Raw genomic sequence first — 20,684 nt, forward strand, 5'->3', positions numbered from 1 at the left:
AGAAAACTTAGACTTGGGAAAGATAATTATTATCTAAATCAATTCCCTAATTTTTTAAATGAAATTGCCCTGAGCTGCAATGGATATGTTTACATGTTAGCAAAAGTTATCTATTAGATATTATATAAGAAAAATTGAAATTAATATACGTGTTCCTTATGTTTAATTTTTTGCCTCCATATGTGTTTTCTGCTTTTAAAACATCAATAATCGATTGATAAATAGCTAATTCAAGTCTAAAATCGTTAAAAGCATATCCAGTTCCAAAGTTTCCTCCAAAATCAAACGAACTATTCGGTTTCCCTATATCCATTGACTCTGCTTTATATGAAACGAGAAGTCCTAATTGAGGTCCAATAAATAAATAAGGTTTATTAAAAAATTTAAAATTTAATGGAATAGAAATATAGTCTAACTTGTAATCCACTGAGTCAAGAACTAAATAATCAATATCGCTTTTATCCCTATCACCCATTTGATTGAATAGTAGTTTTGGATAAAAAGATATTTTGTCAGATAAAGGAATTTCGGCAAATATTCCGATGCTTAATCCAAGGGAAGAAGTATTAAGATATTCACCTCCTATGGTATTAAATTTATTTGAAAACCTAGAAGAATTAATTCCTAGGTTTGCTCCATAGTCGATTTGTGAAAAGCTTACTAATGTGATTAAAATCATCAAAATTGAAAGTGCGTGTCGTTTTTTCATAATTTTTGCTAACGGGAGACCTCACAAAAAGTCTCATTTTTGAATAAAAGTAAGATAATTAATTCAATTGCTTAGATGTAGGTTAAAATTTATCGACTGTAGTTTTAACTAAGTATGGTATATTTCGAAAAGGTGCTATTCTCTATACAAGGCAATCCCCAGAGTAGGATAATCGACCAAACCCTGTTCAGTCAACCCTTCGATTGCGCCTGTATCGAGCTTGTCGAGATGTTCAGGACAGGCTCGGTACTCATATTTGGCCGTATCTATCACACGGCTTAGTTATTGTGGCTAGTTATTTTTTTCACGCAACACCTTTTTTAGTTCCAATATATCTTCTCTTACTGCTGGTTCTTTTACTATGCCCAATGCTTTATTACAAAAATCCATTGAGGTTTTATAATCCTTTTTTTTATAATACGAATTGGCTAAATTGTAATAAAAATACCCCCTAATTTCTCTATCATTTTCATATTCCAATCCTTTTAATAGCACTTCGATTGATTTATCAAATTTTAAAAGCTTGTTATAGGCCGTTCCTAAATTTATATATGTTGCAGAATTAGTACTATCGATTTTAAGCGATTTTTCGAAGTACTCTATACTTGCGTTTGATTCGTTTAAATTAGCAGAAACATAACCTAAAGCGTTTAGAATAATTATATTGTTCGGTTCAATTTGGTTTGCTTTTTCATATAGCTTTTTTGCTTTTTGATAGTTTCCTTTTGAATTTTGGTCAGATGCAAGGTCAAAGGTCACAGATGCAATAGAATCTTTCATCCAGCCTCTTTTAAAATGGTTTCTATAAATAATCTCTGCATCTTTTGATGTTTTGGAAATAACTCTGTCAGAATCATTTTTACAATTCGGAAATGTCAGAATTAATATTGTCAAGAGTACTTTTCTCATAATGCAACACAACAGAAGACCTCGCAAAAAGCCTCTTTTTTAAATAAAAGTAAGATAATTAATTCAATTGCTTAAATATAGCCTTTAAAATTTATGGCCTACAATCTTAAAGAGCACCTGAAATTCATAGAAAAACACAGTAAAAGTGGGGCGGCAAGCTTGTCCAATGTTCGTTTTGCTCTTAAAGCTATCCCACAATACGTTTTACGTCTTTTTAAGCCTTATAATTTTAGGGTGCAAGCAATTTACACGGTAAAATAAAAGCCCTTAAAAGGGCTTATTTGTGTCTTGTTTTTAGAAAATTAAGGGCTTGCGCAACGGTTACCGGTGTTAGCAAACGTTTTTAATTGGGGTTTACTATTCCGTCGTAATGTCCTATTACAGTCCTGTCATCCCAAACAAATTTATAATCTAAATTGATTTTAGTTATTTGATTTCCGTCGTTTATAATTGAATGAACTGTGACAACACCAGATTTTATTCCATTACCCCCATAAATTGAATAAGCCAGACCCCAATTTTCCAATGTAGTATCGTAAAATTCTACAGGATTATGGTCATATATGCCTTTATTTTCAAATGTATATGTTCCAGGTGTAAGAGGAAGATCTGTTGGTGAAATCAAATCAAATCTTCCAATTTGGCCAATGTCTTGGTTTTCATGGGATGAAAAAATTAAGACATAACGAAAGCAACAGCTAGATGTCGCAAAGTCAGTCCGATAAAATTTCCCATTAACCTTGAATCCGTTATCAGTTATAGTGTCGTCATCATTTGATGAACAGCTGAGAAATATAAAAACGATCAGAAAATAAATGGTTTTTTTCAGAATTTTCATTTTTAGTTTGGTTTAAATATTTGTTAAACAAGGTGTTGGCAAAGTTTTTTATTCATAGTATTCAATATCATATATTACACTATTTCCATTAACATTTGTCGGATAATTTTCACTATCATATATGTAAGAGAATGTTGTTGTTGTTCCAACGCTTACTTCGTTTATTGATATAATATTGTTTTTTAGAAATGGGAAACCGTAACCTTCAAATCCACCAATGTAAATTCCATCAAATTCCCAAAAGAATTCAATAAATCTTTCAATATAAATGGATTCTAATTGTCCATAAAATGGATTTATTTTGTCATCGTATTCTATTGTGAATTCTGACAGCAGATTGTCTGTGTTGTCATATGATTTAGCAGAAACCAAATTTCCATTAGAATCATAACCAAAGTTTGTGTATTGGTTACTTTCGGTAAATTTGATTATTAATCCATTATTGCCAAGTTCCATTTCTGCTTGGGAATTTGCATTTCCCTCAATTTGTCCTGTCAATGTAATGATACTACCATTGTATGTTATTGTTACATCTTCACTATTTGCAGAATAACCTGATAGAAGTCCATTTGAATTATATGTATAAGTATATGTGTCACTATATGATGACGAACCTGTTTCTTGGTAACTCCATTCAGTTAATCTATTTTCTGAATCGTAAGTGAAACCAGAGACATATCCAAAATTGTTGTAGGTTCCATTCAAACTTGAAATCAGGTCTTTACTGTTATAGGTATAATCTACTTTTCTGGTTTCAGAGATTTTTTCGGTTTTCACTAATTTATTCGTTGGTAAAGGTTCTGGGTTGTCAGAAGTGTCATTAGACGAACAAGAAAATAGGATTACGTCAAGTAAAATTAGGGTCAGAATTAATTTTGTTTTTTTCATAAAGTTTGTTTTCAAATGTTTGCTAACGGCAGTCTGTCTCAAAACTACCAATTAAAGTTTAAAGATAGATTAAAAAGAAAAGATCAACAAAGAATAATCGTACAATAAGGTTTTGGGCAAAAAAATAGAATATAACGGCACTATCTCCGTCTTTAATGCCATAATATGCTTTTTTATATGCGGATGCTCGTATCTTCATGATCATTCAAGTCACCCCCAAACTATATATGTGTAATGCATCCTTTGCCCTGATAACTAAAAAGTTCAGTTTCTTCATCTTTCTTCAATATTTGAAGCTCCTTACCCATGGTTACGAAAGTCTTTAGTGTATTGACATCAATAGACTGTAAATCATTTGATTCCTCTTTTTCTCTTTACAGTTCCAAAACCCCATTAAAAAGATCATAAAACAACTCTATGGATTTTAATAATTTGATGTTTTAAACAGCATCACATATATATTAATTCATTTTTATTTCCAATTCATCCGCTTTACTCAAGGAAACGTTTTCTTTGAATGCTACTATAACCTGACCATCCCTAAACACATATCCACTTTTAATCATATTTCCATTAATACTTACATCCAATTTCTTGGGTTTAACATTGGCTGCCAAAGTAAATGTACTAAGTTTAAGTGTTCCAAAATCTAAGGACAAGGAAGAAGCATGTGTATCGCCCTGCTTGGTTTGCGTAAACGTTCCCCAACTATTTCCTGTTATGAAAGCCGACTTAAAATTATTGGGTTCTATTTTGGGAGCAAATCCAATCTGTCCATTTGGTTCGTTTAAAGTAAAACCAGAAGCGGCTATAAATGCACCATAGCTTGACATGGCTCTAGTATAATGATTGCCATATTCGACCTCGTTATACGGGTTTCGCTTTTTGGGCGCATATCTGCCATGTATGGCTTTAATCATTTCCATGCCTTTATCGACCAATCCTTCAGCAATCATATGCGCTGCTGCCTGATAGGTAAAGCCTGTCATACTTTCACTAAAGTATCCTATTACCAGTTTGTCCCAGTCTCCTGATTGACTTCCCGGTGCTTCTTCGGCCCCTCCTTTTGGAAAAGAGCACATAACAGTCCCTGGTTCCCCAGGAAGTGCATAAAACCTAACATTTTTAATAGCGGCGGTATCCAGATAAGGTCCAACATCTTCATAGTAATTATACTTATGGATAGACTTAAGAGCACTTACCGTTTCTTTTTTTGGAATCACCCTGGGTAATCCAACCTGGCTTGCCCATGATTGCCCAAGCACCTGATCGATATGACAACCAATGTATGAATTAGGAGTTTTACGATTTTCAGGGTCTAAAATATTAATGAAATATTCGCCATTGAATAGTTCATCCGTCATGTTCTTTTTTCCCATAGTAGCTATACTCGCACATTTCTTGGCAAATGCTATGTCTTTAATATCTCTGGCCATAGATGCACCTGCCAATAGTGCGGCATTATACATACTACTGGTCCAGGCAATCTTGCCATACCACATTTTGTCCAGTGTATTGTATTGAATACCCTCTAAAACACCATCTGGTTTTCCCGTCTTCTCAGCGTCATGATCAATCATGTATTGAATACTTTTTTTAATCTTCGGCCAATAGGTTTTTAGCATATTCATATTGGGAGCTGTTGTATGTTCACGATACATACGTAAAACCGTGCCGGCATGTCCATCAACGGCATAACCGCGCCCATCATGACTCCCCATGTTGCTAAGCTCTCCTCTATATTTAATAATACCTTCTTCAGCAAAAGATAACCCATAGTCTATCTGTGTTCTAAGCTGGCGTGCCAATGACGGAAAAACACGCCCTAAGGCTTGCTCATAATGAAAAACATGGGTGCAAGTACCATGTCCTAAATAAACCCCTTCCATGGCATAAAACCGTCCTTCATTGTCAACGTCATCGGTCAAATCGTCCAAACGATAACAAGACGTTGTTGCCAGTGTACTCGTATTTATAAATGTGCGATCTAAAAACCAAGTTGGAAGTGAAGCATCGTACCAGGTCTTGTTCCATTGTTTGGTCGTAGCCAAATATTTATCGGCATTACCTAAAATAGTCTCAGCAACATGGGTAGACGATGTGAACTTCTTACTATAGTAATGCCTAAGGTTTTTTTTGTTTTTTAAATGATGAAACCCACTTTCAGGTCGATGAACATTGGGGAAGTACCAAGACAGTACAAATGTTAATGTTTTGCTACCACCAGGTTGCAATGTCACTTCTTTCCCAACTAGACCTGTTATAACCTCACCAACCTCAGCTTCAGCTGATGTACTGTTGGACGGACGCAATTCTTCTGCTAAATTGTAATCAATATTGCGTGGCGCTTTCGGCATAAACCAGCTTTGACCTTCACCAACCAAAGTCAATGTCATATTTCCATAATCGGGTAAATCCTTATGTTCTTCGGTCACTTCTGAAGTACATACAAGCTGTAGTTTATTGTCCGAGGAGATTATGGTGTTTTTATGTTTGCCATCGGCATTATTAGCGGTCTTAAAATTGGACATATTTTGTAGCCAACCTATCAATTCAGCAGATACAGGTTTGTCGGAATCATTAGTCAGTTTATATTCCAATACTACTGCCGGAAAATCTGAGGATTCATGGTCGGTAGGAATAAATGGGGTATAAGCTTGCAGTGCTACGCTAACTGGAAAATCGGAATCAACATAAGTGACTTTAGCCAGGGGATACTCTCCCCTAAACGTAATATCTTTGAAACCTCCTTCACGGAGTAATTTTACACTTGGAGTAATAGTGCTTGGCAACAGTTTTTTCACTCGAACAGCGAACCCTTGTTCAAACTGTTTATCTTGCACCATAGGGTTCAAATAAAATTTATCTCCTGGTCCTCCCGGATTAATGCGTTGTATATTAAAAATGTCCCAATACCACAATTGACCATCTCCTCCCATATATACCTGACCAGAGGTAATGCCTCCAATTGGCATTCCAATATATTTTAATTGATCTTTAGTGTAATATTCTGAATTTTGGCTCAGTATAGGCCCTGAAAAAGTAAGTATGCAAAAAATACTTAGTAGTACTTTAACCATCATTTTTGTTTATTTACTTAATAACTCTTTTATAAATTGAACTTCTTCCGTTTTATAGGGGCTTCCATCTTCTCTGTATATGTCATGAAACCAAAGCTCTGGTTCTTGATTATAGGCTTTGTCCCATGAATCCCATGGATAAATAGTTTGTGATTTCCCAGATACAAACCCCCAGTTATAACTTGCTACATTATACCTCTTAAATACCGGTAATATATCCTGAAATGTTGAACCAACACTCCTAGCCATATACTCGGTACATATTAAAGGACGATTGGATGACGCTAAACGTTCAACCATGCTTCTTGTGGTTTCGGCGTTGGCATAGCAATGAAAATTAATAATATCAGAATTTTTATAGGCATAGGTATCTATGGCACTCATTTGATTTAAAGGTTTATTAATTGAAGTCCATACGCCAACACACAATGGTTGGGATGGATTCACTTCCCTAGCCCATGTAAAAACCTTCTTCATTAAGTTCAAAGAGTGAACTTCTTTATTTTTAGGTTCTAATTCTCCATAACTATTACTGTTAAGGTTACCTGGTTCGTTATACAAATCCCAGATAATAACCCTTTTATCTTCTTTGTAATGTGATATGACACCTTTTACATAGCCCTTTAATCGATTCCATTGTAACGAATCTGTTAACACTTCTTTTCCTGGGCTTTGTACCCATCCCGAATTGTGAACTCCTGGATCAGGTGCTTTCTGTAAACCCATTCTTGGATTAGGATCCCAAACATCGTCCAATAAGACAAACATGGTCTTGATACCGTGGCCATTAGCTATATCGAGATAAGTATCTATTCGCTCCAGATAAGCATTAGCATCTTGCTTCCATACCAGATCATGGAGAAATACACGCATGGTATTGAACCCTAAATCTTTCGCCCATTGGAGTTCTAGATCAATGCGATCTGGGTCGAACGTTTCTTTCTGCCACATTTCAAGTTGATTAATCGCTGAAGCCGGTGCATAATTGGCGCCTACCAACCAACCTTGCGTTGCATACCATTTATTCGCCCTATCTTCCGACCAACGTTGCAGGAGAGTTACCTCACTGGCTTCATCCTTTACTACACCTTCTTTTTTGGAATTCTTGGAATTACAAGAAACGAGTGTAATAAAAACTACTAGAATTATTAAAGTGTTTATTTTCATAATTAAATTGTTTTGTAATATCTGTATTAGCTAACAGAAATCTTTGTTTATTATAGTAGAGCGTTTGCGATAGCTTCCAATGAAACACTGAGCAGTTTCTTTGATATACCATTCAATACCATTTGATTTCCCTTAAAATGATATATCCGTTGGACATGTTCAAAATGCGCACCTGCTTTTAAGAAGAGGGCTGGTGACGAGGATTCCAACTCATAGAACGGTCCTAATTGACCACCATTCTCCAGAGGCCCGTCATTATAGGAATTAAATACATCTCCCGAAAAAGGATCTTCCTGAATCTCCCATGCTGAATTAACATACTTGTCATCAACCTGTGGTTGCGCTATTTCCAAAACTGTTAAAATTCCATTCTCTGCATCGTAACTACCTATGTATTTTGTAGCACGCTTTGGAGAGATGCCTATCTTGCCCCTGCTTTTGCCATCAGCCTTAAAAAACACCGCATCGTTGGTAGTTTTTAAACGCTCTTCGCTTATCTTGCCAAAATAGTTGTCATTAACCCGGGTTCCTAATTTAGACACTTCTCCTCCTCTTATCGGCGCAACTACCGTTACTTTAGGTGATGGATTAAGCATACAGAGCAACCATATCGATACAGTACCCGTGTTTTCAGTCCAATCAAAATTTCCAGTGTTCTTTACCTCATTCAAAGTCTCATAAGCAACTACCGAAAATGCGTTATTATCCAAACCTAAATGAGAAGTAATCGCATCCTTAGAAAGTAGGTTTACTGTCCTTTTGATGTTTATATCGAAGGTAGTTCCCGAATAGTTTGTCAGAGAGGCTTTCTTATTAAAAACAACTGATGTCTTGTTACGGGAAACTGTTTGAAATGGCTCTGAATCTATTGCTGCAGGCACTTTCCAATCTGAAAAATCAAATCCCTTGCCTTTTGGGAAAAACAGGGAAAACTGTCCTCCTTCGGGTCCCAACCAAAAACGCTCTTCGCCTCCAAAAGCATTGAATTGGGAATTAATCTTTCCTGAAACAATCAGATCATGGTTAATCCAACCAAAGCTCATCCCTTCATCGCCATCTAATGTGCTAGTCATAACACGACCTTGCAACTCAGGCACAACCACAATCCCCGATTTTTCTAAGGGGTTTTCCATAACCGTCGCATCTTGATAATACTGTTGCAACAGTTTTCTATCATACCCATAACTTCCTTTGAGGGGTGCTTTTTCTTCACTTTTTATTGTTACCTCAAAACGCCTCAAATAACAATCATTACCATTATGTACCATACTAATCCCCCATTCCAATGCATTCGATTCATTCCCTGTTAAATCCGGTCGATAAGCACCAGGGGCATTGGGCCTATTAATTGCTTTAACCGAATGCGCGTTAGACATAAAGTCGAATCCGGTTTCTGAATAGGCAATTGTAGATGAAATCGATGCTAATGCGGCAACTCCCAAACCTTGCTTCCAGATCATCACTTCATGGCTTTTATCAAGTATTGGATTATTTGGACGCTTCACATAGGGGCCTTCTGGCTGATCTGAAACCGCAACGCCCATTTGTGTGTGAGCGGGTCCAGCCGATCCATGGGACCTACTTCTTCCTTTGTAATACAAAAGGTATTGCCCTTCCCTATAAATCAAAGCGGCATCATCAATGCGATAGCTGTCAAAGTCTTCAGGGGTATCACTAATTTTCAATACTGGGTTGGCATCTACACGGGTAAAAGGTCCTTCAGGTGCATCGGCTATCGCTAATCCCAACGCTGTGATATCTGTGGCTGCATTGTTTTCAAAAACACCATCGTTTCTTTCTGGCGTTGGTTTTACACCTGTATAAAATAGATAATACTTTCCATGAGCCATCATGATATTAGGGGTAAACACGGCGTGGGAATCAAAATGCCCTTGTATACCAACCCCTAAGGCTTCCCCTTGTTCCTGCCAGGTGTATCCCTCATCATTAGAAGTCGCATACCAAATGGTTCCCCAATATCCAGGTGCTTGACCCAAAACTTTCGTATAGTACACATAATAGGTATCATCCACTTTTATGACATCACTAGGATCCCTTCGCGTTATTCCCGCTTCATAGCCTATACCTTTAATGTTTGTATAACCATAAACGACAGGAGCATCAGTATTGTTTTCGGTAACCTGCTCTGGCTTATTATTTTTACAGCTGAAAAAAATAAGTGATCCCAAAAGCAAAATTGCAAATTGTTTTTTCATCTTCTATTCTTTAATATTATGGTTTGTTAATATTTTATGTCAACCATTATCTGATCTCCTAATTTAAGTATTTGTTCCTCAAACTCCACATGGCAGGTATTTCCAAAAGTAGTTTTCTCTGCTTTTACGCGTTTACCATTAAGAAATAGTCTAACTTTCACTACGCTGCTTTTCACTCCAAGTGAAAGCTTATTAAGCTTCAACTGACCATTAAGCATTGTTAAACTATTTATTTGTGCTTTCTGGGTTCTCTTTTGTTCAAAAGTTCCCCACCCTTCTGCGACGGTAAACGGTGCTTTAAAATCCTCTGGATTCAACTTTGGATTGAATGCCAAATGCCCTTTGGGGCCATGATAGTCGAACCCACAAACAGCGAGAAACACCCCATAACTTGCCATGGAACGACTGTAATGATCACTGCATTCAATTTCATTAAAAGGATTTCTGGCTATAGGGTGGTATCTGTCATGTACGGCTCTCATAGTAGCCAAACCCTCAAGTAACAATCCTTCATATACCATGTGCGCCGCCACTTGGTATTCAAAACCATTCATCGCTTCATCGAAATAGCCACCGGGTCCTAACCAAGTCTCTGACTCGTCGGGTCGTTTATCCATTCCTGGAACGGCTTTTTCTACTCCGCCTTTGGGCCAGGTACACATAATGGTTCCTGCTTCGCCTTCGGTAGCATAAATACGTGCTCCTTTAATGGGTTTGTTTTGCTTTTGATATAAAAAAGCATCCGGTGCAAAATTGTATTTCCATATGGATTTTAGGGCAGATCGCGTTTCGGATTCGGGGATAACCCTTTCTGGAAGACCTATTTGCCAACCAAAACTCTGTCCTAAAACCTGATCGATATGACATCCTATATTAGTATTTATAGCATTTGGATGATTCGGGTCGGGCTTATGAATAAAATACTCGCCGTTATATAGTTTCTCTACAATATTCTTCTGTCCTCGCTTTAATAGTGTATCGCAAGCACTTGCAAAATCGTAATCTCCAACTTCCAATGCCATTTCCTTTCCTACCGCCAACGCCCCTAAATACAGTGAACTGATCCAACCCATCGGACCGTACCATGATGCATCTAATGTATTATGTTGACCTCCTTCCAATAAACCATCTTGGTCTTTGTCTTCACTGATAATGAAAGCCACAGACTTCTTTATTTTTGAATAATTTCTTTTTAAAAAGGCATCATCTTTACTCATTTTATGTTCCCTGTACGCTCTCATGATGGTGCCACAATGGCCATCGTGGGCTACTTGTGAACCGTATCTTCCAGCCGTCTCATCCCGATGGCCTAAAGAGCCATCTTCATTGAACATGCGTCCATAATCGGTTTCTTCACGTAGTTTACGCTCCAATTTTGGAAACACATGCGCCATCCCTTGAGCATATTGCCAAACGTGTTGGCAAGTTCCCGGACAACATTCAACACCTTCCCACCCCCAAAAACGGCCATTATCAAACCATAATACGGTGTTGGTAGCCAAACAATCAAGGGAAATAAAACTTCTATCCAACAACCAATAAGGTAACGTAGAATCGTACCATGTTTTATTCCATAGGTGCGTTGTTTCTGTTAATCTTTTGAAATGATCTCCTATGTACTCCGATACTGCACTGGCTGATTTAAACTTATTATAATAATGGCGTTTTAAGTTTTTGACACCCTCTAATGCCAACAATTGTCCGGTCTCATGTTCCTGTTGATTTAAATGGGGAAAACACCATGAGATTACAAAAGAAATCTCTTTGGTTTCTCCGGGTTCCAAACTTAATATCTTTCCTAAAAGACCTATGGCTTTCTTGCTTAAACTACTTGTTTTAGCTCCACTAGGTGCCTCATCTTTCATGTTACCAAAAAGGTTTTCAATATCACTTACAGAATCTGTTGCTAAGTTTAGAATTGTTTTATTGGTATCTTTTAAAACAGACAATGCCATCGATCCATATCCGTGCTTTTCTTTAAGGCTATCTGAAACGGTATAGTTTAAACTTTCTAAATTATTAGATCCGATATATGTACTTTTCCTTTCACCTTTTTCATCCGAATCCTCGAAAGGACAAACCGCATTCTCCAACCAGGAAATCAGTTCCAATTCAACCATAGAATTACTGTTGTTGGACACTTTATAATTCATTATTGTGGCCGGTAGAGCTGAATCTTCTTCATTCAAAGGTATGAACGGGGAAAACGCTTCCAATCTAATATCTACAGGCAAATCTTCGTCATGGTAAGTTACTTTGCCAATAGGATATTCACCCCTAAAGGATACTTCTGGAAAGCCTTTAGCATCTAAGGCCCTTATTAAGTGACCTTCATCCGTTTTTATTCTTATAGCGGCACCTTGTTCCAATGGTCTTTTTTCCCTTGCAAACACTTTATCAGGATCTTTGTAGTGCCCCCCTAAGGTCATGGCATCAAATCGCTGTCCGTGATCCTTTTCCCTACTGTATTCTGTTTTAAAAATATTCCATAGCCATAGTTTCCCATCACCTCCAAGATACAATTGACCACAAGCGATACCGCCAATAGGCATTCCCACATACTTTAATTGTTCCTTTGTATAAATTTCTGGTTGTCCACGTTCAAACAAAGATTTTACCCACGCCGGGGATAGTTTCTTATCCTCTGGAATAAGATGCGATTCTTGGTCGAAATTAAATGGTCCTGCAAAAATTGAGGGGTTTGGAAAGGCTAAGAAACCAAACCCCAAAGCGCTTTGTTTTATAAAATTCCTGCGAGCCAAGTGGTGCTCATCGGTATTGGGACTACAACATCCGGTGTTGGGATTGCAACATGATGTTTTATTTTTTTTCATAATCTATGTAATTGACTTGTACGTATTTTTAAGACAGTATTGAAAGTCCTTTACTTATTAGTAATTTATAACGGCCACTAAGTCCTGATCTTCAATAATTGTGAAATCTTTAAAAGTAATGATAACAGACTCTTTTTGCTGCTGATAACTATTTTTAATGCGTTTACCATTTAGCTTCAAAACAACCGATCCAACCTTTTTATTTTTTGGTATGACCACTGATAGCTGTTTTAATTGTATACTACCTGAAGCCATATGTATGGTCATCGCTTGCTTACCATCCGATTGGAACTGGGCGTAACTCCCCCAGCCTTCGGAGGCAATAAACGCTGCTTTAAAATTTTCAGGGGTAAGCTTTGGTGCAAACGCGATTTGTTTTTTTGGACCATGGTATTTGAAGCCACAAACAGCCAGATACACCCCATAACTTGCCATAGCACGCGCATAATGATCACTACATTCTACTTCGTTATAAGGATTACGTTTTGTCGCATGATAGCGGTCATGAATCGCTCTGGTAATAGCCAATCCTTCCATGAGTTTACCTTCCCAGATCATGTGCCCAGCAACTTCGTACTCAAATCCCGTCATACACTCATTAAAGTAACCAAACTGCCAATGTTTTTCCCAATCGTCCCGTTTCCCTCCTTTTGGCCAGGTACACATCACCAATCCCATATCGTTGTCTATAGCATACGGTCTTCCGGCTAATTTTTCAGGAAGTGAAGCCCTGAATTTTCCCATATGGGGAACAAAATTGTACTTCCATAGTGATTCCAGTGATTTTTGGATCATTTCCTCATTGTACAATCGTCCTAACCCCAACTGAAATGCCCAACTTTGTCCAAATACCTGATCGATATAGCAACCTATACCAATGCCAATAGCATCCTTATGTTTGGGGTCTTCGTTCTGAACAAAGAACGCTCCGTTAAACAAGGTTTCAATATTTTTTTGCCCTTTTTTGAAAATGGTTTTGCATTGCTTAGCGAATGACTTATCATTCACTTCTTCAGCCATTACGCTTCCTGCCGACAATGCCGCCAGATACAAAGAGGTGATTACAGGAATGTTACCATACCATTCGGCATCTAAGGTATTATGCTGTTCACCATAGATCATTCCATTGGCTTCACCGTCTTCTTCATCCATAGCTATTAAATACTGTAAAGCCAATTTAATATGCTTCCAATTCGTATTCAAAAAACTAGTATCCGGCATCATTTGGTGTTCCCTGTACGATCGCAGTACAATACCTGCCTGACCGTCGGCCGCATCGCGGTTGGCCCTTCCTCCCCTGAAATCGATTTTACCCTGTTCGTCCATAACGGCAAAATCGGTACGCTCCCTAAGGTTGCGCTCCAATTCTGGAAATACACGTCCAACGGCTTGCGCATAATGCCATACATGGGTACAGGTACCGGGACAACAACCAATGCCTTCCCAAGCCCAAAAGCGCCCGTCTTCCAATAGGTAACATGTTTCTGTAGCCAAAATAGAGGTATTTGCAAAGGTCCTGTTCAACAACCAGTAAGGCAAAGTAGATTGGTTATAAAAGGTATCACTGAATGTCAACGTTTGCTTGTGTAACTTTTCAAAATTATTAGTGATCTCCTGTGCTACTTCCAATGCATTATTAAAACGATTGCTATAGGAACGCCCTTTAAAACGGTCGCCGTCTACACTCAAATTTGGGAAATACCAACTAATCACAAAGGCTATATCCTTTTGGGCTCCGGGTTGTAGAGTTACTGTTTTACTAAGTCCCCCACGTAAACTATTTCCAAAAGCCTCTATTGCCGATGCTTTGGAATCATGTTCACTTGGAAATAACATCTCTGAATAATAATCCTCTTGTGCAGTAGACTCAACATTTACACCATCATTTAGTAGCATTAAGCTCATATTTCCATAGTCGCGTTGCTGTTTATGCTGAAAGTCCAATTCTGAACCGTTTTCATCTATAAGCGCTTCGCAAAACAATGCTGAAGACTTATCATCCTTTGTAATTGTATTTTTTAAACGCACCTCAGTAGCCACACCATTCATATAAAGTACCGGATTTTCTAACCATCCTGACAATTCACAATGCACCTCAGTATTACTGGTATTAACCACAGTAAAATTCATGACGGTTGCCGGATAACTGGATGATGCCACATCAAGAGGTATAAAAGGAGAATATCCTTTTAGGGTAATAGTTACAGGCAAATCCTGCTCTTTATAGGTCACTTCTGCAACAGGGTATTGACCTTTAAACGTAATGTCCTTAAAGCCTTTGTAATCCAATTGTTTTGTCCATGAGGTACTACCTTGCTTTATTTTGATTGCAAATCCCTGATCGAACGGATACTCGGGTGTTACGGGTACTATATAATTCGCTCCATCACGAGGTCTTACGGCTCTTCCCTTTAACTGATGTGTTTTTCCTATAATGCCTTCTTTGGTATCATTAAAAATATCCCACAGCCAAAGTTTCCCATCACCTCCCAGATATACTTGACCAGCACAAATGCCACCAACTGGCATCCCTATATATACCAACTCGCTTCCGGTATAAACTTCTGCTTTTCCTCTTTTGTATAGCGCTTTAATCCAATCGGGATCCAGATTTTTATTGATTGGTATTTTATAGGAATCCTGAAATATTTCGGAGGCTCTTAAAGGATGAGTCAATCCCAGGGTCAAACCTGCCATACTAAGTCCCATGACTTTCATAAAATCCCTACGCTGTACATCGGTATTTAAAAATTCATCAGGCTTGTCACAACACGTTTCAGTTGCACAACAAGTCTCTACATCTTCATTTTGTATTGTACATTCTTCAGATAGTGCTTCTTTTAAACTATCAGGTGAGCAACATCCTGTAGCGGGATCACAACTATTTTTATTATCGGCCATATTTTAAAGTATTTACTATTGACTTTAAAATTACAAAGGCAGATCAATTTCACTTTATATTGTAAGGGTGAACTTGTCCCAAAATTGATGTTGGGATATCCCAAGGCTTTAAAAACAAGGGATGAGAAGCTCTGGTATTTTTATTTTAACGTGAACCCCATTTAGGAGTTCAAGATGTCGCTTCTGTAAAATTCTGGAAACTTTTTATGTCATAAAACATCAAAAAAATGTCTCCTTATTTGCTTTTTAACACAGCAACTTAGGTTCTTACTTTTTTGCATTGCCCAAAAAAGTAAGCAAAAAAGTCTAGGCTCACGATAAAAACCTAAAAATGCTACGGTATCCGCTCCCACGGATAAAAATACCTCCCCCTCATTACTTCGGGGTCAAACAAGATTTTCATCCTCTTGCCCGACCTGCTACCTTGATTTTTAAGATTTTTATAGATATGCCATGGCTCGCTTCTCTTTAATTTTATTATGCAAACTATGTCATCCCATGCTTGTATGAGGAAGAATCTCATCATTATGAGATTTCTCACTTCCACTTCGCTCAGTACAGGCTTAGTTCGTCCCTCTCTCTGTCGAAATAATAAACATCTAAAAAAAACAGTTATTTATGATTATTATTAAACACTTGGATGATAATTGAAGCTCAGGTTAGTATAAAATTTACTTGTCTTCGATTCGATTTTTGTAAAAATCACTCAAACTGACGTAAATATTCTTATGCAAAATTCGCTTTATTTCAAACTGTTTTTATATTCTGAAGGTGTTATGTTGGTAATGGCCTTAAAGGTGCGATAAAAGGAGGTTTTAGAACTAAAACCACATCGTTCAGCAATCGATATCATGGTATAGGCTTCATTTTTCGGATCTTGTAGTTGTTGCTTAAAAGCTTCAACTCTTAAATAGTTAAGGTAATTAATAAGTGATCCGTATTCGCTTTTTGAAAATAAGTCATCTATATCCCCTTCGGAATAGTTTGAAACCGTGGTTATATCTTGAATGGAACATTCGTTGTTTAAGTAAATTTCTGAAGTACTAACAATGGATTTTAATTTTTCCAATGCTTCATCATCTTCTGGTGATATTTTGATGTTTGATTTCGGTTTTAAGGCTAATCTGCGAATTACATATATTCCAACGAAGCCTAACAGAAAGATTATAGCCCATACCCAAATTTTCATATACCATTGCGTTTCATCCATAAAAATAATATCATCTACCATGATATGTCCCCATCCGTCTGAATAGTGATCGACAATTTCGATAGTCCCCGTCATGCCCTTTAATTCTTTTACATTCCATTGATGGGGCCTTAAATTGCCGTCGTTATTTCCTGTTACTGAATAAACGATGCTATCATTAACCAATAAATTAACACAGGTTCGTTTTGGATGGTTTCCTCCTCCTACCAATAAGGTTATGTAATCGTGATTTATCTTAAATGGTTTGGATGTTAATTTACCCTGCTTTTTATCATGGGTTCTCCCAAAGGAAAAGGCAAAATACTCACCGTTAAATCCATTGGCTGAAATGGGATAGTAAACATTTATTCTGTTTCTCGGCACTTCAAAGGCTTCTCCTTCTACTTGCCAGTTGCTATAGGTACCATTTTCAAAGTCTTCAAAAACAACTTCCCGGTGGTGAATTTTATCACTAAAGGTAAAATTATCGGCTAATATAAATCCTAAAGCGCTCCTTTCAAAAGGGGACGCCATGGCATCTACAACCTCAATAATAGCCTCTTGACCTTGAAAAGCCCGAACATCCCAAACGGTTTCTCGCAAAACCATGTCATTTCGTCCGGTAGCTGTTTTTACAATTTTATTATCAATGATTAAATTAACACATTCGCGAACATCGTGTTCTCCTCCTGCTATAAAAAAAGAGATATAGTTTCTATTGATCTTAAATTTATGGGATATTAATTTTCCTTGTGCCCTGCTTTCTCCTTGTCCATCAACATTAGAAAAAGCCAAGTATTTTCCATGTACTCCTTTGATGGGTTCTCTTATGGAATCAATGTTAACAGGGGTTACGAAAGATTCTCCTTGTTTATTCCAATTTAAAAACTGCCCCTTTTCGAAGTCATCGAACACAATATCGGGGCGTTCCGTTTTGGCACATCCTAACAATAAAAGAATGAAAATACCGATACAACGAAAAGACATACGGAATTTAGTCAAAAGTTCATTTTGCCAGTAAATATACAACGGTCGTCCTAAAGAAAAAAACGGCTATACTTCATTCCTGATTTCCTACTTATTCAACAAGTAAGCTTCAATAAGAGGTGCTATTTTATTATACCCTCTAGCATTGGGATGCAACCCGTCTCTAAACAGTTTCTCATTTATTACCCCTTTACTATTCAACAGTGGCTCTACTACCGATAGGTAACCAATCTGGAGTTCCTTAGTTATGATTTCAATATTATAATTCAATGCTTTTATACGGTCTTCCTGAGCCCTCCTGGGAAGGAGTCCCAACAAAGTAATTTTAGCTTTCGGTTGGCGGTCCTTAATTGCCCTAATTAAGAAGCGAAGCCCTTCAACAATCTCCTTATCGGAATTTAAATGTAAATTATTGGTCCCTATTTTCAACAAAACCTGTTCTGCTTCAAAGCCATCCAATTCATCATGATAGACACGCCATAATACATTTTCGATACGATCCCAGCCATATCCAAAATTCTTAACTCCTAGTTTTTCAAGGTAACGCTCCCATGAATCTGCTCCATTAACCACCGGCATATTAGGAACACCTCCCCATTGATGGACTATAGAATTACCTATAAAACAAACCTTTGGAGATGTAATTTTATTGGTCTCCAGTATATTTTGGTGTCTCATATTCCAATTGTAAACCGTTGCATCCCTATTTTGTGTTACGGGTATAGTCGTTGCAGTATTTCCAACAGATTCCTTTATTATGTCCCGGATACGCACCTCGTAAGCTTGGGCATATTGCTGCATTCCTAAATCATTGGGATGTGTTCCGTCCACATAACTATCTAATCCTAAACTTAATTCCTCCCTGGTTAGTACATGAATATCACTAACGCCTTCGGAAACTAATTGTTTATACGCTTTTTGTAAGGTATTATTTAATTCGGAATAAATTTCATAGCGTTCTTTATTTGTACTTCCATCGGAATACCCAGAATGTTCTACCAATAAAATTGGTGTCGAAGGATGTGTGCTTTTAAGACGTTTCACTGAAGCTATAATACGTTGAAAAACAAAATCGAGTGTTCTTTCTTTGGTTGGTGATAAATTGGGCAAGCAATCTAAAACATACAGTTTTGCATCGATTGCCTCAATATAATCTAATACCTCCTCTTCGAGTCTTCCATTACCAGAGAAACCTAAATTAATGATAGGTCTGTCCAAACTTCGCTCTAGTATGGAAGTCCATGCCATACCTGGACGTGAAGCACAAGCGCCTTGCATTATAGAGGTTCCATAAACGACAACAGGCTTTTCTTTTCGCTTGGGTAAAGGGTTAAATATAGAATTGGTTTCTTTTCCTATCTCTAGCCATTCCACTTCATTATACAGGGGCAAATACAACATATACTCCTGACCTTTGTTATGATGCGATGGTTCTTTTAATTTAAGATTTGCATAATTATAAGTTATAGTATCTCCAAAAGCATATAGTCCCCTATTCCATAGCCACTCACCATCATTCGTTTTGGTATACAAATCTACACCACTCACCCCCGTCGCAGGCATATGGTTAAAAGCCCTACCGCCTTTAACCTTGTACCTCACCACAATGTTTTGCGAATTACTTATAAAGCGAATGGATAACCCTGCCGATTGTTTTGATAAATTCCACAGAGGCTCTCTAACTTCTCCTTCGGCAGATTTTGGTAATCTACCATAACCCTCTATATCTGGTCTATCCCATCCTCGTCCTTCTATTACTTTAGAGGAATCCGACATAGGGTTCCACCAATGCAAATTGGTTGTTTTTTGAGAAAACCCCAAAGTACTTGTAAAGGCTAAAAACAATACAATGTATGCTTCTTTTTTCATCGTTTTCTATTTAAAACAAAATAAGCTCCAATTCCAACTATTATGAAAAAGAAAACCAAGGAATACCAAATAACCGCATTGGTATTGCCCTTTTCATTTTCTTCTGGAACCTTAAATTGCTCGGCATGTATTATCTCTGGAATGTCATCAAACTCATCATCCAAATCGACAACAACGGGTTCGTAAGACACGCCATCGGGGTCAACCGGTGCTCTATTCTCTATAGCCAAAATACGGCTCATTTCTGTTAATACCATGGGATTGTCTACATCAAAACCCAACCGATCACTCAAAGCCTGTCTCGTTTCCTTTGGCCAATCTAACGGAATTTGGTAGCCTAACATCCATTTTCGATCCAATCCGCATTCACAATCTGCCCCAATGATAGATAAGAGTTTATATATGGTACCATTTCCAATAGCATTATAATCGACTTTCTCTCCCATAATACGCCCTTTTCCATAGACTACAAAGGCCAAGGGTTGCTCGGGTATAGTGGTTACTCCCAAACTCCACAATACCACCTCTTCTTGTTTAAACTGACTAGCCTGTATTGTAATCATATCTGGGCCAACGGCTACTTGTTTAGGCATATTGGGCATTATATTGGTAATACGACCACAGGCTTCTAATATGGTTTGACGTGCTTTTTCATTGGCCTCTTTATTTAACCCCTCTATTAAAATTACCGACGCATAGTTTACGGGCAAATTTTTAAGAAGCTGACTTTGTACGGGTGAGTTTAACACATGTTCCCTTAAATTATTTCTACCCTTGGTTTCGGACAAAGCCAACATACGACCGTTTTTATCGACCAAGACATAGGCTGGCAACGCTAGTTTACGGGCTTTTGCAAAGGCAACAACAGGGTTTGTTTCTGCATCGAAACCAATGGTACTTGTTTTGATATTTGATTCTAGGAAAGCTTGCTCCTGCTGCTTCGGGAAGTCGGTTTGGTTTTCATCTATACGATACAAAACATAGGTTACTTTGGATAAGGTAGAAAACCCAATTTCCCTAATGGTATATCTACAGGCTTCAGCCGATGAGACATACATAATTCCACACAAAGCAAAAACAAGTTTTAACAATCTCAT

12 protein-coding genes are annotated in these 20,684 nt (G+C 37.6%); all 12 read right to left on the reverse strand.

Annotation, left to right across the window (positions count from 1 at the left end; genetic code table 11):
- Positions 1-106: 106 nt before the first annotated feature.
- Entirely contained in the window at positions 107-709 is a 603-nt protein-coding gene (locus tag ABD792_RS01440; protein ID WP_345003934.1) for a porin family protein, read from the reverse strand.
- Positions 710-1,000: 291 nt separating this feature from the next.
- Positions 1,001-1,489, reverse strand: coding sequence for a tetratricopeptide repeat protein (locus ABD792_RS01445; RefSeq protein WP_345003935.1), 489 nt, complete (start codon positions 1,487-1,489; stop codon positions 1,001-1,003).
- Between the two features lie 472 nt (positions 1,490-1,961).
- Positions 1,962-2,243, reverse strand: a complete 282-nt coding sequence (locus ABD792_RS01450; protein ID WP_345003936.1) for a hypothetical protein — start codon at positions 2,241-2,243, stop codon at positions 1,962-1,964.
- A 261-nt stretch (positions 2,244-2,504) separates the two neighbouring features.
- Positions 2,505-3,344: a hypothetical protein gene (locus ABD792_RS01455; protein ID WP_345003937.1), complete on the reverse strand. Its 840-nt coding sequence runs from the start codon at positions 3,342-3,344 to the stop codon at positions 2,505-2,507.
- A gap of 461 nt (positions 3,345-3,805) precedes the next feature.
- A complete protein-coding gene (locus ABD792_RS01460; RefSeq protein ID WP_345003938.1) occupies positions 3,806-6,427 on the reverse strand; it encodes a GH116 family glycosyl-hydrolase in 2,622 nt (873 codons plus the stop codon).
- A gap of 6 nt (positions 6,428-6,433) precedes the next feature.
- Positions 6,434-7,591, reverse strand: coding sequence for a glycoside hydrolase 5 family protein (locus ABD792_RS01465; protein WP_345003939.1), 1,158 nt, complete (start codon positions 7,589-7,591; stop codon positions 6,434-6,436).
- Positions 7,592-7,641: 50 nt separating this feature from the next.
- Positions 7,642-9,807: a DUF6786 family protein gene (locus ABD792_RS01470; RefSeq protein WP_345003940.1), complete on the reverse strand. Its 2,166-nt coding sequence runs from the start codon at positions 9,805-9,807 to the stop codon at positions 7,642-7,644.
- Between the two features lie 26 nt (positions 9,808-9,833).
- Positions 9,834-12,641 carry a GH116 family glycosyl-hydrolase gene (locus tag ABD792_RS01475; RefSeq protein WP_345003941.1) on the reverse strand — a complete coding sequence of 936 codons (2,808 nt, stop codon included), beginning with the start codon at positions 12,639-12,641 and terminating at the stop codon, positions 9,834-9,836.
- 57 nt (positions 12,642-12,698) lie between these two features.
- Positions 12,699-15,542: a GH116 family glycosyl-hydrolase gene (locus tag ABD792_RS01480; protein WP_345003942.1), complete on the reverse strand. Its 2,844-nt coding sequence runs from the start codon at positions 15,540-15,542 to the stop codon at positions 12,699-12,701.
- Positions 15,543-16,284: 742 nt separating this feature from the next.
- Entirely contained in the window at positions 16,285-17,718 is a 1,434-nt protein-coding gene (locus ABD792_RS01485) for a helix-turn-helix domain-containing protein (RefSeq protein WP_345003943.1), read from the reverse strand.
- An 87-nt stretch (positions 17,719-17,805) separates the two neighbouring features.
- On the reverse strand, positions 17,806-19,587 hold the full coding sequence (locus ABD792_RS01490; RefSeq protein ID WP_345003944.1) for an SGNH/GDSL hydrolase family protein: 1,782 nt from the start codon (positions 19,585-19,587) through the stop codon (positions 17,806-17,808).
- Positions 19,584-20,684 (reverse strand): hypothetical protein, encoded by a 1,101-nt coding sequence (locus tag ABD792_RS01495; protein ID WP_345003945.1) that lies wholly within the window; start codon positions 20,682-20,684, stop codon positions 19,584-19,586. The genes ABD792_RS01490 and ABD792_RS01495 overlap by 4 nt, the downstream gene beginning before the upstream one ends.

The organism is Snuella lapsa, assembly GCF_039539345.1.
Lineage (GTDB): Bacteria > Bacteroidota > Bacteroidia > Flavobacteriales > Flavobacteriaceae > Snuella > Snuella lapsa.